Raw genomic sequence first — 16053 nt, 5'->3', positions numbered from 1 at the left:
AGAATGCTATGCAAATTACTGTTGTAGGCGCAGGTTATGTGGGGTTATCTCTTGCCACTCTGTTAGGCCAAAAGCATGAAGTAATAGTGCTTGATATTGATGAAGAAAAGGTTGCGAAAGTTAATTCCCGTATTTCTCCCGTTCAGGACGTATATCTCGAAAAGTTTTTTGCCGAAAGAAAACTAAATTTGACAGCCACTGTAGATACGGCAATAGCATATAAAGATGCCGAGTATGTAATTATTACAACACCTACTAATTATGAGGATGAAACCAATAGCTTTGATACTCATGCGGTTGATTCCACCATAGAAATTTGTATGGCAAATAATGATCATTGCATTATGATCATCAAAAGTACGGTTCCTGTTGGGTATACAAGGAGTGTGCGAAAAAAATATAACACCAGCCACATTCTATTTTCCCCTGAATTTTTAAGAGAAACGAAAGCCCTATACGACAATTTGTACCCTTCCAGAATTGTTGTTGGTACAGATATTGCAGACCCTGCTATGGTTATCCATGCACAGGTTTTTTCAACCATCTTGCAAGAGTGCGCAAATAAAGAAGATATTCCCGTCTTGATTATAGGGCTTGATGAAGCAGAAGCCGCTAAACTTTTCGCTAATACTTATTTAGCCATGCGTGTTGCGTTCTTTAACGAATTGGATACCTTTGCAGAAATGAATGGGTTAAGTACAAAGAACATCATAGATGCAATTTGTCATGATCCTCGAATTGGTAAGCATTATAACAATCCATCTTTTGGCTATGGCGGATATTGCCTCCCGAAAGATACAAAGCAGTTGAAATCAAGTTTTCATGATATTCCTGAAAATTTGATTACCGCTGTGTGTCAGGCAAACCACACCAAAAAAGGCCATGTCATAAAGGGAATTCTGAATAAACATCCTGGCACAGTTGGTATTTACCGCTTAACGGCAAAGTCTAATTCTGACAATTTCCGTTCAAGTGCTGTTTGGGGTGTTATGGAGGGGCTTTCCAAAGAAAAACAAGAAATTGTAATATATGAACCCTTATTAGGCGATGCCGCAGAGTTTATGGGTTATAAGGTTGTACATTCTTTTGCGGAGTTTAAGCGTTCATGTGATGTTATTGTTGCTAATAGAGTTTCCAGTGAACTCTCGGAAGTTATGTATAAGGTTTATACAAGAGACATCTTTGGAAGAGATTGACCCGGCGAGGCGGTGATTGTAATGTACACATTTTTCTTGATGGTCGAGGATTATATCAAAACTCATAACCTTCACCTCTTTATGTTTTTCTTCGCATTCATTTTCATTCGATGGGGAATAGTATTTTTCCATGCTATTCGATATAAGCCATATGATTATGAAGATAAAGAAATAAATTATTTTACATCGGTGCTGCTCCCAGTCGTTGACGAACCATTAGATCTATTTTATAGTGTTCTGATGAAAATAGCACGCCAGAATCCGTCTGAGATTATAGTTGTCATTAATGGGCCAAAAAACGAGGGGCTTGAAAACCTGTGTGTAGATTTCAACAGGAATTTACCAATTGGCTTTACTCCTGTTCAGCATTATTATACACCTGTTGCCGGTAAGAGAAATGGGATCCGTGTGGCAATGGAGCACATTAATCCGAATTCCGATATAACAGTGCTTGTGGATAGTGATACGGTATGGACAGAGGATACTTTGTCCGAGTTGCTGAAGCCTTTTGCTTGTGATCAAAAAATTGGCGGTGTTACAACCAGACAGAAAATACTTGATCCTGACCGCAAACTCGTAACCATGTTTGCAAATTTGCTTGAAGAGATCAGAGCTGAAGGAACGATGAAAGCAATGAGCGTTACAGGCAAAGTGGGCTGCCTTCCCGGCAGGACAATTGCTTTCCGTACTCAGATTTTGATAGATGTGATGTATGACTTTATGAATGAGACATTCATGGGATTTCACAAAGAAGTATCCGATGACAGAAGCCTCACAAACCTGACGCTCCGAAAGGGGTACAAAACAGTTATGCAAGACACCTCAGTAATTTATACAGATGCGCCCACCGAATGGAAAAAATTTATCAGGCAGCAGTTAAGATGGTCGGAAGGTTCACAGTATAACAATCTGAGAATGACTCCTTGGATGTTAAAAAACGCCAAGCTGATGTGCTTTATTTACTGGTCAGATATGATTAGTCCGATGATGCTGGTTAGCGTTTATGCCAATACTATAATTTGCAAGGTGTTAAATATACTTGGCTGCGCGATTCCAACATTGGCATATACCGCTCCATGGTGGCAGATCATTCTCTTTATTCTTCTTGGTTGTATCATTAGTTTTGGTTCACGAAATATTAAGGTTATGAGAAGTGTGAAGTGGTATTATACATTACTGCTTCCAGTATTCATCCTTGTTTTAACTGTTGTCATGGTTCCTATCCGATTGCTAGGCCTTATGCTCTGCTCTGACGATATGGAATGGGGCACCCGGAAATTGGAGGAGGACAATGATAAAGTGGAAGTTCCTTAATTGCATTTGTATATTCGCGGCTGCTATATTTATATTATGGGTTGGTTGCAACGAACAGCCTGTCGATACCGAGAAGGCCGATGGCTCTGACAGCATTGCGTCTATTGAGGCTCCGAGTAATAGTCAAGCTACACTGGAAGAACCAACTACGGAATCTATTGTAACAGAATCCTCAGTTGTCGAGTCTGAATATTATCCTATTACAGAGGGACAAAGATATTTGGGCGTTTATGTTCAAGGCCCCGAAGAGACTGATGTTTTAGCTGACAGCATCAATACTTTAGCTTGGTTTGATCGTTTTGATCAGACAAGTGATTACAAGATTTCTTTATGTTTAGACGACAATAAATATATAGCGTTTATCACTTTGCAGCCTACCGACTGGGACTTAAAATTGGTTTCTGACGGGTATTATGATGATTTAATTATTGAATATTTTAAGAAACTCTCTTCGGATAACAGAGCCAATACAGAACTTTTTGTTCGATTAGCGCATGAAATGGAAATGAGGCCCTCTTACAAATCTGGTTGGTACAGTTGGCAAACAGATGATGCTCACGCATATGTAAACGCTTGGGTTCACATTGTGAACTTGGGTAGGGAATATGCTCCCAATGTTAAGTGGGTATGGTCTCCCAACAGGGCAGACGAATACACAACGAAATATTATCCAGGTGATGAGTATGTTGATTATGTCGGATTGACATTGAATAACACATTGGATTCCCGTGAGAGTTTTCAGCAATTCTATGAAAATGAAGGTCAAAGAGACTATTTGGAAGCATATAATAAGCCAATTATTTTTGGAGAGATCGCGGAGCATAGCACCAGTGATGAAGTTCGCAATGAATACATACAATCTGTTTTTGATTATCTTGGAACCTACGATAAATGCATCGGTTTTATTTTCTTAAATCAAGATCTAGAAAGTGCAAGACAATACAAGTTTACAGATTGCGAATTGATATTAGATACATTTATTGAGAATGCGAGGGATTACATTTGTGCGAAATAAGAAGTTTACAAAGTATCAGATCATGACGAGAGTTGGAACGATTATCAGCATTTTACTGTTTGTTGTCCTTGGATTTTGTATCGAAGTTATTTTCTAAAAAATGGAGAAAGTGAAAGATGGAACATCAAACCAAAGGAACGTTGCGCAATCAGGCTGTCATTACATCAGCCGGATCGCCCCGAGCAACCACACCGCGGTTCGTAAGGTATTGGATGGGAGCAATTCCCCCTAACGCTGATCCCATTGGCGGTTTCAGGAGGGAGCCGTCATGTGTAGAACGGGATATCGACCAACGGAAATGGGAGTAACACCGTTAAAAAAAACATCCCCCGGCCCGTGGGAAATGTGGCCGGAACCATGAATTTGCGTATGCAATAAAATATCATACTATTTTTTTGTTCGCCCGGAGGGTTTATGCCCTTCCGGGCGAATTTTGTTATTTCCTTCGGCCCGCTCTATCGGTCAAACACTTTTTCAAAATTTTTTTAAAAAAGTGGTGTTTGGCGGGTAGCTGGAGGCCTTTCAACAGTAACTTTGGCGGAAAGGGAGAAAACCACCGAAATCCCCCACAGAAAGGGGGTGAAAAGATGGAAACGATCCCCCGCAATGATTTTATCCTGCGGCACCGCTATGATGCTTTCTGCAAAGCGGTACTCCGCAATGAGGCTAAAAGCTACTGGTCGGAGATGGCGCATCGCCGCGAACGTGAAAAGTCGCTGGATGCTCTGACACAAGAGGAAATGGACAAGCTCTCAGTCGTGGATGATTACCCCAGCGACAGCTACGTTTTTTCGTCGTATGGGTATGACCTGCTGATCGACAACGAGCTTGTAGCCGAGGCGTTCGCCAGCCTGCCGGAACAGGAACAAAGCATTTTGATTTTGCACTGTGTTCTGGATTTGGCAGACGGAGAAATCGGCAGCCTCATGGGAATGTCCCGCAGCGCCGTACAGCGTCACAGGACAAGGACCCTGAAACAGTTGCGTATGAAATTGATGGCGTTCATGCCAGAGGGAGGTAAACGCGGATGAAGGAACCTACATTCAACGGCAGAGAGCTTCTTCCCCTTTCGGTGATGGAAGCTGCCCACGCTGGGGATGCAATGGCTATGGAGCAAGTGCTGCGGTACTATGAGGACTACATAAACAAGCTCTGCATCCGCACCTTGTATGACAGCAACGGCATCCCCTATGTGTGCGTGGACGAGTATATGAAGCACCGTTTGGAAATCAAGCTCATTCATTCCATCATCGTTGCCTTGAAGTAACGACCCGGCCACGGTAACGGAAATGTCTTATTACTCTCTTTCCGCATTTCCGCCGGCTCGGTGGCTGATGTATGTACCTTGACAAATACGCCCGCAGGACAATGGCGGCGCGTCATAGGGCATACGGACACATTCTGTCTACACCGAGCCGGACGGCGGGTGCGCCATGATGCTGGTTTCTACGAAAACAGCGGAGCGACAACCACCCAGCCGCAAAATAAGCGTAGCTGCTTATGGGCGATGACGTGCAGGCAGGACAATGATACTCCCTTACAGCCACAGTCCGAGCGTTAAAAGCGTCACAGGCAATGGGTAGGGCCGTGTGAGAACCACACGGGGGTGAAAAGCCCGTGGAGCTGGGCCGCCAGCCGTCCGTGTTTTGCCCACATTTACAAGGAACCTTTGCTTTGAACAGAAGGAGGCCATATTATGAGTAATAACGATGTGCCTATTTGGGAAAAGTATACGCTTACCATTGAGGAAGCGTCGAAATATTTTCGCATTGGAGAAAACAAACTGCGTCGGCTTGCCGAGGAAAACCCATCCGCTGGCTGGGTGATTTTGAACGGCAACCGCATCCAGATCAAACGGCAAAAATTTGAAAAAATCATTGATTCTCTTGACACAATCTAGTGAAAAAGAGCCTTGACTATGCTATAATACTCTTAAAGCGTGTCAAGGCTCTTTCCGTCATGGAAAGGAGCATGACGAAATGTCAAAAAAAGAACGAGATGAAAAAAGGCGGGACAGCAAAGGCCGCCTTTTGAAATCTGGAGAGAGCCAGCGAACAGACGGAAGATACGCCTACAAATATACGGATACCTTTGGAGAACCGAAGTTTGTGTACTCATGGAAGTTAGTCCCTACGGACAAAATCCCTGCCGGAAAACGCCCGGATATTTCTCTGCGTGAGAAAATCAAGCAGATACAAAAAGACCTTGACGATGGGATTGACACCATCGGTAAGAAAATGACCGTGTGCCAGCTATATGAAAAGTATATCCGGCAGCGGGGCAATGTGAAACGGGGAACCCATAAGAGCCGCCAGCAGTTAATGAAACTTCTGTCCGAGGATAAAATCGGAGGGGTCAGCATCGACAGCGTGAAGCTGTCTGACGCCAAAGAATGGGCCTTGCGTATGCAGGAAAAGGGCGTGGCCTATCATACCATCTGCAACGGCAAGCGTTCCCTGAAAGCCATTTTTCACATGGCCGTACAGGACGATTGCCTCCGCAAGAATCCCTTTGACTTCCAGATCAATGAGGTTATCAACGACGATACCGTACCAAAGGTGCCGCTTACCCCTGCACAGGAAAAGGAGCTTTTGGGCTTCATGCAGAGTGACCCCGTTTATGCCAAGTATTATGACGAGGTATTGATTCTGCTGGAAACCGGACTTCGCGTTTCCGAACTCTGCGGCCTGACGCCTGCCGACCTGAATTTTGACAAGCGGTTTGTGAATGTAGACCACCAGCTTTTGAGAAGCACCGAGGACGGCTACTACATCGAAGCGCCAAAGACAGACAGCGGTTATCGCCAGGTGCCTATGAGCGCAGCGGCCTACAAAGCATTTCAGCGCGTGCTGCACAGGCGAAAGGATGGCAAAGGCGTTGTGGTGGACGGATATAAGGGCTTCCTGTTCTTAAACCGGGATGGACTGCCGAAAGTGGCTGTCCACTATGATGCCATGTTTCAGTGCCTTGCTAAGAAGTTCAACAAGTTCCATAAGGAACCGCTGCCGGAGGTCATGACGCCGCACACCATGCGGCATACATTCTGTACCAGAATGGCAAACGCAGGCATGAACCCAAAGGCATTACAGTACATCATGGGGCATGCCAATATCGTTATGACGTTGAACTATTACGCTCACGCCACGTTCCATTCCGCACAGGAGGAAATGGAACGGCTGCAAGCTCAGGCACAGACCAGCGCAACCGTCAACACGCAGCCAGCGTCAGAGAGCGCCCAGGAAGCCCAAGCCGCATAGAATGCGCAGAATGTACTACTGTTTGTACTACGTTTGAGAGCGAAAACATGAAGGGTAATAAGAACGTTTGTGAGGTTCTTCCGATAGGAAAAGTGCCGGAAAAGCCCGAAGTTACGGGCTATACCGGCATATAAGAAAACCTAAAGAGATAATTGGAAATCTATTAAATGATTATTGTAATTATACAAACAGGAATACTCTATTCCGCAAAGACGCCGGTCAAACCGGTGCGCGCGACCCGCTCGGCGATCTCTCCGCCGTCCACCGAGCCGAGGCCCAATTGCCCCAGCCGCTCCCAGAGGACCGAGCCGGAAAAGGTGTATTTTTTCCGCCGGCCCTCGCCGGTGGCCATCTGCTCTCTCACATAGGCGATCGCCTCCCCCACCGCCAGGGCGCGGGGGAGGACCAGCGGTGGCCGGCCCGCCAACTGGCGGGCGGCGTTGTGCCCCGCCAGGGTGCCGGTGACGATGGCCTCGGTGTGCCCCACCAACAGACCGGCCTTTTCGCCGGCACAGTAGAGGTTCTCCACCCCCTCCACCCGCAGGGCGTCGTCCCGGGGGGCCATGGCGAAAAAGCGGAGGGAGTTCCCCTTTCCCCCGGCGTAGGGGTCCTCGTAGCGGGCGTTTTCAAACCCCGGCACCTGCCGCAGCTTTTCCAGGGGGAAGGTGGGGGTCATCAACTTGGCGTGGCCGGTGTCCAGCAGGACGAGGTTGTCGCGGTAGCTGGCCTGCGCGTACTGCTGGCAGGCCTTTTGGGCGAGGTGGTCCTCCCGCAGCGGCGGGGGCAGGGGGATCACCGCCACCCCGTCCCGCTCCAGCTTCTCCTGCAGCGGCCGACTCAAGGAGCCCTTGTGCAGCTTGCAGGAACCGCTCATGGCGCCGGGCCCGCCGCCCGCCTTCTCCCCCACCCATTCGGCCACCCCGCAGAGGCCGGTGAGGCTGACCCGCCCCCCGAAGCTGGGGCAGCGCAGAACGCACATGGCGCAGCCGTTTCCGTAGCGCTGGCAGTTGGCCATCGGCCCGGCGGTGCCGGTGGCGTCGACAAAGGCGTCGGCGGGAAAGCGGCGGCCGTCGCTGCAGAGCACCGCCTGCAGGCAGTCCCCCTCCCGCTCGACCCCACTCACCCGGGCCTGAAAGACCACCTCCACCCCCAGGGATCGCAGGTGCCGGAGCACCTCTCCCGGAACCAGCCCCACGTCGTAGAGGGTGGCGTGGGCGTGGCCGGGGAAGGAGACGTTTTGGTGCCGGGCGCAGCGGTCGGTGAGGGCGAAGAGCTCCCCCGCCCCCAGAGCCTCCATCTCCAGCGCTGCGGCGAGGCGGCCGTTGTTCTGCATGATCCCCCCCACCAGCCCGGTCCCCAGCAGCATGTCGGTGCGCTCCAACAGCACCGCCCGCGCCCCGGCCCGGCGGGCGCTGCAGGCCGCGGCGCAGCCGCCCCAACCGCCCCCGACAATCACAACTGTCTTTTCCATTTGCAGGCACCTCCCATTCCCCACCAGTATGCGCCGGCGCCCCCGCGCAATTTGCCGAAGGGGCGGTGGCCGATTTGCCCGGTTTGTCTGTGGGGGATTTGTGCCTTGTGCCAAAACTGCCGCGCCGCCGTTGACACCCCCGCAGAGGGGCCGCTATACTTGAAAAAACGGCGGCTTTTCCCCGCGTCCGGCGCGGGGAGGGCCGCCCTGGTCCGGCCCCCCGCCTGAGGGGGCCGGGCCAGAGGAAGGGGAGAGGCGGCAATGAGCCGTTACATCATGGCGCTGGACCAGGGGACCACCAGTTCCCGCTGCATTTTGTTTGACCGCGAGGGGAAGATGGTCTCCCTGGCGCAGAAGGAGTACACCCAGCACTTTCCCCGGGCGGGCTGGGTCGAGCACGACGCCATGGAGATCTGGTCCACCCAGATCGGGGTGGCGCAGGAGGCCATGTACAAAATCGGCGCCACCCACCGGGACGTGGCCGCCATCGGCATCACCAACCAGCGGGAGACCACGGTGGTCTGGGACCGGCGGACCGGCGAACCGGTCTACAACGCCATTGTCTGGCAGTGCCGCCGCACCGCCCCCTTCTGCGACGAGTTGAAGGCCCAGGGGTTGGAGGGGTGGTTTCGCGCCAAGACCGGGCTGCCCATCGACGCCTACTTCTCCGCCACCAAGGTGCGCTGGATCCTCGACACGGTGCCGGGGGCGCGGCAGAAGGCGGACGCCGGCCAGCTGGCCTTTGGCACGGTGGACAGCTGGCTGATCTACAACCTGACCAAGGGGCGCTGCCACCTGACCGATCTCTCCAACGCCTCCCGCACCATGCTCTTTAATATCCACACCCTGGACTGGGACGACGAGATTTTGGAGAAGTTGCAGATCCCCCGCTCCATGCTGCCCCGGGTCTGCCCCTCCAGCGGGGTGTTCGGGTTCACCGACCCCTCCATCTTCGGCGGGGAGATCCCCATCGCCGGGGCGGCGGGGGACCAGCAGGCGGCCCTGTTCGGGCAGACCTGCTTTGCGGCGGGCGAGGCCAAAAACACCTACGGCACCGGCTGCTTCCTCCTCCTCTGCACCGGAGAGAAGCCGGTCTCCTCCAGCCAAGGGCTGATCACCACCATCGCCTGGGGGCTGGGCGACCGGGTGACCTACGCCCTGGAGGGCTCGATCTTTGTGGGGGGTGCGGCGGTCCAGTGGCTGCGCGACGAGATGAAGTTGGTGGAGTCGGCCGGGGATAGCGAGTACATGGCCCAAAAGGTGCCCGACACCGGTGGGGTCTATGTGGTGCCCGCCTTTACCGGCCTGGGGGCCCCCCACTGGGACCCCTATGCCCGGGGCGCAGTCTTCGGGCTTACCAGGGGGTCGAGCAAATACCACTTCATCCGCGCCACATTGGAATCCATCGCCTACCAGGTGACCGATGTGCTGGGGGCCATGAAGGCGGACGCCGGACTGGAGCTACAGGCCCTGCGGGTGGACGGTGGCGCCTGCGCCAACGACTTTTTGATGCAGTTTCAGTCCGACATCATCGGTGCGCCGGTCCACCGGCCCGCCTGCATTGAGGCCACCGCCCTGGGGGCCGCCTATCTGGCCGGTCTGGCGGTGGGCTACTGGAAGAGCCAGGAGGAGATCCGCGGCAACTGGCAGCTGGCCCGCATCTTTGAGCCCGGGATGGACGAGGCTGGCCGGGCGCGCCGGCTGGAGGGCTGGTCCCGGGCGGTGGCGGCCGCGCGGGCGTTTCGGGGGGAGGAGTGAAAAACAGCCGGAGCCAATGGGCTCCGGCTGTTTTTTTACTGGGGCAAACCGCTCTTTTTCCTCTTTTGGCTGCGGTAGAGGAAATACGCAATCAGGGCTGCGGCGGTGCCTCCACTTGTGATGAGGGAGACTACCTGCACGGTGGTCTTTCCGTACCGAACGGTGATGGTGCCTTCGAGATGCTGGGGGTTTTGGACGCGCACAAGGTTGTTGTTGGGCGATCTTTCAACTGTCAGGGGCGTTTTTCCATCCTCTGTTTCAATTGAAGCGCGATACCCCAGATAGTACAGCAGAGGAACGTCAAAATAATCGGATTCGACCTGTTCTTCATTTGAGAAGGAGAGGGTGCACCCGGTCTTTTGACTTTCCGACAGGGAGATGGTCCCCCCAGAGGCAAAGACGGTGTAAGGGGTGTTGAGTGCGTCTATATCTGTTTCGACTGGGAGCCATTCCCCCATGCCGATGCTCAGCGTTCGCTCCGGCGAGGAGAAGTAGTTTCCGGGAATGACCTCCAGGTCCCCCAGCCGGCTGTTGAGGGTGACGATGGAGAACGCGGCGTTGACGGTCAAAACCAAAATCAGGGCGATGGTGCGCTCTCTTCGGCGAAACAGTTGGTGGCAGACGATCCCGCAGCCGATGGACAGGAAGAGGGTGGCAAAGCCCAACAGCCGCCAGGGGAATTGGAGAAGGCTAAAGGGGGTCTCCTCCAACCGACCCCAGGGGAAGAGCCCGGTGCTCATTCCCAGAAGGACGATGCCCGCGATGAAACAGCCGTCCGCAATTTTGAGAGATCGGCTGTTCGAGGGCTTTCGCCGCAGGAACAGGCGCAGAAAGGGGAAGAAGAGAAGGGGAAAGCCGATCCCCTTGTAGTAAAAATCAAATAGGCGGGTGACGGAAAGGGCGGAGGCATTCAAGTAGTTTTCTGTGGTGGAGACGAGAAATTTGCCAGAGGCAAACTGCTCCAGCATGGGAAGCCAGAAAAAGCTGGTGACAGCCAGCACGCAGACGGCCGTGACGGCGAGTTTGAGAAAGTATCCCTTGTTTTTAAAGAGGGTCGGCAGGTGGAAGAGGAGGATGACAAAGGTGATGACCAGCATCGCCGCCAGGGAAATGGAATGGGTGAGCATGAGCCCCGCAAAGCCCAAGCCCAGCAGCCAGGGGCGGTGAAATCCGCAGTAGAGGAGATCGATGATCCCGCAGAGGACGATGGGGAAGAAGATCATCGCCAAAAATTCCCCGGCCGCCCCTCTGGTGTAGATGTTGATGAGACGGTACTGTGCCAACATGTAAAAGGCAGAGGCGACCAGAGCGGCATATCTGCTTTTGCAGATGTATTTGGAGCAGAAGTAGATGGACAGACAGGTCGCGATATTGACCAGGATGAGGAAGAGCTTGTAAGAGGCCATCACGCTAAAGCCGAGAATGCGAAATAGGGCGGGGATATAGAGAAAGAAATTGGGGTAAAAGAGTCCCGCCCCGTACCCGTAGCCGCGCAGGGTGGTCTCGTGGATGTAGACGGGAAACTGGTGGTGGAGAAGGCCGTCTTTGATGGCCTCGATGCGGGTCAGGTGAAAGGTCTGGTCGTGGCAGTAGAGCAGGTCGGACTGCAAAATCGGGTAGAGCGAAAGGGCGATCATTGCGGCCAAAGCAAAGAAAATAAACAACCTGGACGGTCGGATGGTTCGCAAAAGGCGGTTCTTTTTCATTCTCGTACTCCTTTGATGCACCTAGCTGGCATGTCCATTTGACAGGCCAGTATTTTACACGATTTCTATATTACCAGTTTTGGTGCCAAAAATCCACTGTATTTTGGGAGAGCGAGCGGGGAACGCTCCCCCTTTAGAGCCGGCAAATTGTCTGGAAAACATCCTTGCGGGAGGAGGGAGGGAATGGTATCATAAAAGCAAAAAGTTGAAAATTTATTTGCAAAAGGAGTGCTTTCCCTGTGAATATCGTGTTGCTGGAATCCCTGGGCGTCTCTGACGAGACCCTGAACGCCTGCGCCAAACCCCTGGTGGAGGCGGGCCACACCTTTGCCGCCTACCCCAAAGACACCGATCCCGCGGTGATGATCCAGCGGGCCAAGGACGCCGACATCGTCATGATGGCCAACATGCCCCTGCCCGGCGAGGTGATCGCCGCCTGCGACAAGTTGAAGTTCATCGACGTGGCCTTCACCGGCGTCGACCACGTGGATCTGGAGGCCGCCCGCGCCAAGGGGATCGCGGTGAGCAACGCCGCCGGCTACTCCACCCAGGCGGTGGCCGAGCTCTGCGTCTGCATGGCCCTCTCCCTGCTGCGCAACCTGCCCCAGGTGTCCCAGCGGTGCCGGACCGGCGGCACCAAAGACGGCCTGGTGGGCAGCGAGCTGGGCGGCAAGACCGTCGGCATTGTGGGCACGGGGGCCATCGGCCTGCGCACCGCCCAGCTGTTTGCCGCCTTCGGCTGCAAGATCCTGGCCTACGCCCCCCGCCCCAAGGAAAACGCCAAGGGGATCGTGGAGTACGTCTCCCTTGAGACCCTCCTGCGGGAGTCGGACATCGTCTCCCTGCACTGCCCCCTCAACGACTCCTCCCGCGGCCTGATCGACGCCCAGAAACTGGGGCTGATGAAGTCCAGCGCCCTTCTCCTCAACGCCGCCCGCGGCCCGGTGGTGGATTCGCAGGCCCTGGCGGAAGCCCTCGACAGCGGCGCCATCGCCGGCGCGGGGATCGACGTCTTTGAGGTGGAGCCCCCCCTGCCCACCGACCACCCCCTGCTGCACTGCAAAAACATCCTGGTCACCCCCCACGTGGCCTTTGCCTCCCGCGAGTCGATGGAGGCCCGGTGCAAGATCGTCTTTGAAAACATCGAGAAATGGCTGGCCGGAGAGCAGGTCAACACCATTTTATAGCGGCAAAAAAGCGCCGTCCCGTCTGGGGCGGCGCTTTTTTGCGCGGTGGGGGCGAAGGGAGCGCTTTCAAGTCAGGTCGGGCCCTGTCCGGCCCGCTGCCCAAATTTCGGTGGAGAGGGCGCGGTACTCCCCCAGCACCCCCCGGTAGAGGGCCAGCACAGGGGCGCTGCCGACGCGGGCGCTCTCCATGAGCTGGTCGTAGTGGCTGCAGACGAGGGCGGTCACCCGTGGGCAGATGGCCCCGTCCGCCTGCATCTGCCCCAGAATGGCCAGCACCCGCTCCCGGTCAAAGGCCTCCTTGTAGCTGCGCTTGCGCGCCAGGGCGCTGACGATGTCCGCCACCGCCACCACCCGTTCGGGCAGGCTCAACTCCTCCCCCCGCAGCCCCAGCGGGTAGCCGGAACCGTCCAGCTTTTCGTGGTGGCGCACGGCGATGCGGTAGATGTCGTCGCGGACAAACCCACCCAGGATCTCGCCGGTGACCGACGCGTGTGTTTGCATGACGGCCATCTCCTCCTCGGTGAGCCGCCCCGGTTTTTCCAGAATGGAGAGGGGGGTGGACACCTTGCCCAGGTCGTGGAGAAGGGCGCCGTAGTAGATGCGCTGCTGGGCGTCCTCGTCCAACCCCAGCAGCCGGGCGATGGCGAGGCTGATGCTGACGGTGGTGATGGTGTGCAGCACCGTGTACTCGCTGCGAAAATCGATGGAGTAGGCGAGCATCTGCAAAAAGGAGCGCTTCTCCCCCTCGTCAAAGGAGAGGCGGGAGGCAGCCACCCAGAGGGGGGCGCAGAGGGCGCCCTCCCCCTGGTCCAAAAGCTGCCGCTCGCCGTCGGCGCGCAAAAAGAGGTCCACCAGCAGCGGGTCAAAGAGATCGCCCCGCTCCCGCGCCAACAGGGCGGGGATCTCCGCTTTTCGCCCCGCCTGCACCAGCACGTCCACCCGGTCGCACAGGCAGATGAGGGCGGCGCCCATCTGGTGGGGGGTGTCGATCTGGCGCAGCTCCCGGTAGGGGCAGTGGTGGTAGAGGACGGCGTCGGCCACCGCCCCCAGGGGCGAGAAATTTTTGAGGAAGAGGTACCCGTAGACGGCGTGGTTCCAGCCGCCCTCCCGCTCAAAGGAGAGGAGGCCGTCGATCTCGTCGGTCTTGTAGGCCCCCACGTCGTGAAAGAGGGCCGCCAGCACCAAGTCCATCTCCTGGCGGGAGAGCGTCCCTCCCTTTTGGGTGAGGAGGAGCTGTAAAGCCAAGCTGGCGACCCGTTCCCCGTGGCCGGTGAGCCGCCGGTCGACCCGCCCGAGGGTCCGGCAGACGATATCCACCACGTGTTTGCTGCTGATAATCTCCATCTGTCGCCGCCCTTCCCCCGCCAGGCGAGGTGTTCTAAATCTATACTTTAGTTAGTATACAGCTTTCCCCCCAAATTAAAAAGGGGATGCGGGAAGAGGCGGCAGAGTTTTTGCAGGGGACCGCTATACAGCAGGGGGAATGGAGTTCCTGCGCCTGCTGAAGAGAGCGCACCTGGGTGCGCTCTCTTCGACTTTTATTCGTCTAAAATGGCATTGACGGTCTTGACCGCTCCGTTGTCGACAATGACCATCACGGTGCTGTTGCTGCCCTCGTCAAACCAGACGGAGGTGTTGGCGGAGGTGTGCGGCGCAAAGCCCATGATGGCGGTGGCCTCCGCCAGCGTCATCCCCTCTTTGAGCTGTTTTGCGTGCTCTATAAAGAATTTGCCGTAGGCGTATTGGTTTTGGTGCACCGAGGCGGAGGGGGAGTGGTACAGGGTGCCGCCGATGGCAGCGGTGTAGTCGGCCACCTGCTCCTCCGTAAAGGCGCTGTTCAGGCGGATGAGCACATTGCCCTTGACGATTTGGTACTGCAGCAGGTCCAGGGCGTTGAAGGAGTTGAGCTTGTCGGCGCGGGCCTTTGCCGCGGCCTCACTCTTGTAGATCTCCACAGAGCCGCTCTCGGGCTCGCTTTCGTCGTATGCCGTCTCCAGGCGGCTGTCGGCAAAGTTGCCCTTCTCCTTGTAATCGTGCGGCCCCTCGCCGTTGGGGTCGGTCGCGTCGTCATAGACGATGGAATAGGAGATGGGAACGCCCTTTTCCTTTAAATCCGCAATGACCGAGGCGGCGGTCTCCCCATTTTTGCCGCACCCCACGAGGGCGGCACAGACCAAACACAAGGCAATGGCTCCACACAGCAGTTTTTTCATCGCATAGACCTCCCTTTTATGACAGTGTAGCAGAAATTTGTCGAAAAAGGAAGAACGGGATGGTTCTCTCGCATGGGACGGTGATTTTACAGAGCAGTTTTGCCGGGTGGCAGATATAACCGCCGGCAAGGTCGGGGGCGTGGTTCAGTCCCATCAGGGCCTGGCACCGGCGGCGTTTGAGAAAATACAGCGAGATTTCGTTTCACCTGCGCCATCTGCCCTACGGCACTTGAATGGGGAAAGTCCCTTTTATAGAATTTATATCCGACTGCTCTTCTGCCGTTGGCGGCTCGCTTCGCCCGGTGCCTGTAGCGAAGATTTTTTCAGGGCACTTCCACTGACAGGGCCAGCGGTTTTCGCGGACAAAAAAATTACACCACCAGCGCTGTGCTGATGGTGTAAATACATGGTTGCGGAGGCAGGATTTGAACCTACGACCTTCGGGTTATGAGCCCGACGAGCTACCAGACTGCTCCACTCCGCGATATCTATTTCTTAAGTGCAAGATTCATTATACCACAGGACAAAAAAAAGTCAACACCCAAATGCGGGTGTTGACCAAAAACATTTCGACTAATATTTCTCTTCTTCGTCCTCTTCCTCTGTGGGGGCGTCGCTCTCCTCGGCCGGGGTCTCTTCGGCGGCGCATTCGTCGCAGCAGCAGTCCTCGTCCTCTTCGCCACAGCAGCAGCCGCACTCGTCGGCATACTCGTCATCCTCGCCGAACTCGTCGGTGTAGGCGTCCAGGTATTCGCAGCCGTCGTCGTCGCAGCAGCAGACACAGTGTTTTTTGAAGAACTTGTATGCCAGGTAAATGACCCCCGCGGCAGAAGCCAGCACCGCCAAGGTCGAGAGCAGCTTGCTGAATTTCATAGTCGTTCCTCCCTTTCACCTTCAGTAGGTTAAACTCATTATAGTATGTGCAGCCCAAAAAAA

14 protein-coding genes and 1 tRNA gene are annotated in these 16053 nt (G+C 54.6%); 9 read left to right on the top strand and 6 right to left on the bottom strand.

What is annotated here, in order from left to right:
* Positions 1-8 precede the first annotated feature (8 nt).
* From ACTNAU_RS03165 to ACTNAU_RS03135, 7 genes are all read left to right on the top strand, one after another.
* Positions 9-1196 carry a nucleotide sugar dehydrogenase gene (locus tag ACTNAU_RS03165; protein ID WP_002566654.1) on the top strand — a complete coding sequence of 396 codons (1188 nt, stop codon included), beginning with the start codon at positions 9-11 and terminating at the stop codon, positions 1194-1196.
* 21 nt (positions 1197-1217) lie between these two features.
* Positions 1218-2510 carry a glycosyltransferase family 2 protein gene (locus tag ACTNAU_RS03160; protein ID WP_003509271.1) on the top strand — a complete coding sequence of 431 codons (1293 nt, stop codon included), beginning with the start codon at positions 1218-1220 and terminating at the stop codon, positions 2508-2510.
* Complete coding sequence (locus tag ACTNAU_RS03155) at positions 2488-3525, top strand: glycosyl hydrolase (RefSeq protein ID WP_002573989.1); 1038 nt, start codon at positions 2488-2490, stop codon at positions 3523-3525. Before ACTNAU_RS03160 ends, ACTNAU_RS03155 begins: the two co-directional genes overlap by 23 nt.
* 587 nt (positions 3526-4112) lie before the next feature.
* Positions 4113-4556, top strand: coding sequence for an RNA polymerase sigma factor (locus tag ACTNAU_RS03150; RefSeq protein WP_002566650.1), 444 nt, complete (start codon positions 4113-4115; stop codon positions 4554-4556).
* Positions 4553-4792, top strand: coding sequence for a helix-turn-helix domain-containing protein (locus ACTNAU_RS03145; protein ID WP_002566649.1), 240 nt, complete (start codon positions 4553-4555; stop codon positions 4790-4792). Before ACTNAU_RS03150 ends, ACTNAU_RS03145 begins: the two co-directional genes overlap by 4 nt.
* Before the next feature lie 429 nt (positions 4793-5221).
* Positions 5222-5425 (top strand): excisionase, encoded by a 204-nt coding sequence (locus ACTNAU_RS03140; RefSeq protein WP_002566648.1) that lies wholly within the window; start codon positions 5222-5224, stop codon positions 5423-5425.
* A 79-nt stretch (positions 5426-5504) separates the two neighbouring features.
* Positions 5505-6782 carry a site-specific integrase gene (locus ACTNAU_RS03135; RefSeq protein WP_009324594.1) on the top strand — a complete coding sequence of 426 codons (1278 nt, stop codon included), beginning with the start codon at positions 5505-5507 and terminating at the stop codon, positions 6780-6782.
* Between the two features lie 199 nt (positions 6783-6981).
* Here the strand turns inward: ACTNAU_RS03135 and ACTNAU_RS03130 are convergent, their stop codons facing one another.
* Positions 6982-8253: an FAD-dependent oxidoreductase gene (locus tag ACTNAU_RS03130; RefSeq protein WP_441097521.1), complete on the bottom strand. Its 1272-nt coding sequence runs from the start codon at positions 8251-8253 to the stop codon at positions 6982-6984.
* A gap of 261 nt (positions 8254-8514) precedes the next feature.
* On the opposite strand from ACTNAU_RS03130, the gene glpK reads away from it, so the two are divergent.
* Positions 8515-10011, top strand: a complete 1497-nt coding sequence (gene glpK, locus ACTNAU_RS03125) for a glycerol kinase GlpK (protein WP_441097520.1) — start codon at positions 8515-8517, stop codon at positions 10009-10011.
* A gap of 35 nt (positions 10012-10046) precedes the next feature.
* Here the strand turns inward: glpK and ACTNAU_RS03120 are convergent, their stop codons facing one another.
* Positions 10047-11648 carry a 6-pyruvoyl-tetrahydropterin synthase-related protein gene (locus tag ACTNAU_RS03120; protein WP_441097581.1) on the bottom strand — a complete coding sequence of 534 codons (1602 nt, stop codon included), beginning with the start codon at positions 11646-11648 and terminating at the stop codon, positions 10047-10049.
* A 308-nt stretch (positions 11649-11956) separates the two neighbouring features.
* On the opposite strand from ACTNAU_RS03120, the gene ACTNAU_RS03115 reads away from it, so the two are divergent.
* Positions 11957-12904 carry a 2-hydroxyacid dehydrogenase gene (locus ACTNAU_RS03115; protein ID WP_441097519.1) on the top strand — a complete coding sequence of 316 codons (948 nt, stop codon included), beginning with the start codon at positions 11957-11959 and terminating at the stop codon, positions 12902-12904.
* Between the two features lie 66 nt (positions 12905-12970).
* Here the strand turns inward: ACTNAU_RS03115 and ACTNAU_RS03110 are convergent, their stop codons facing one another.
* The 4 genes from ACTNAU_RS03110 to ACTNAU_RS03095 form a co-directional block, all read right to left on the bottom strand.
* Positions 12971-14248: an HD-GYP domain-containing protein gene (locus ACTNAU_RS03110; protein ID WP_441097518.1), complete on the bottom strand. Its 1278-nt coding sequence runs from the start codon at positions 14246-14248 to the stop codon at positions 12971-12973.
* Positions 14249-14442: 194 nt separating this feature from the next.
* The gene (locus tag ACTNAU_RS03105; RefSeq protein WP_441097517.1) at positions 14443-15117 is read right to left on the bottom strand and encodes a hypothetical protein; all 675 of its coding nucleotides are present in this window, start codon (positions 15115-15117) and stop codon (positions 14443-14445) included.
* A 407-nt stretch (positions 15118-15524) separates the two neighbouring features.
* Positions 15525-15601, bottom strand: a tRNA-Met gene (locus tag ACTNAU_RS03100).
* An 89-nt stretch (positions 15602-15690) separates the two neighbouring features.
* Positions 15691-15990: a hypothetical protein gene (locus tag ACTNAU_RS03095; protein WP_185915417.1), complete on the bottom strand. Its 300-nt coding sequence runs from the start codon at positions 15988-15990 to the stop codon at positions 15691-15693.
* Between the last annotated feature and the right edge of the window lie 63 nt (positions 15991-16053).

Source organism: Bittarella sp. HCP28S3_D9, assembly GCF_052065655.1.
Classification (GTDB): Bacteria; Bacillota; Clostridia; order Oscillospirales; family Ruminococcaceae; genus Bittarella; species Bittarella massiliensis.
Note: the sequence above shows the minus strand (reverse complement) of the source record. Positions and strands in the feature narration are given on the sequence as shown.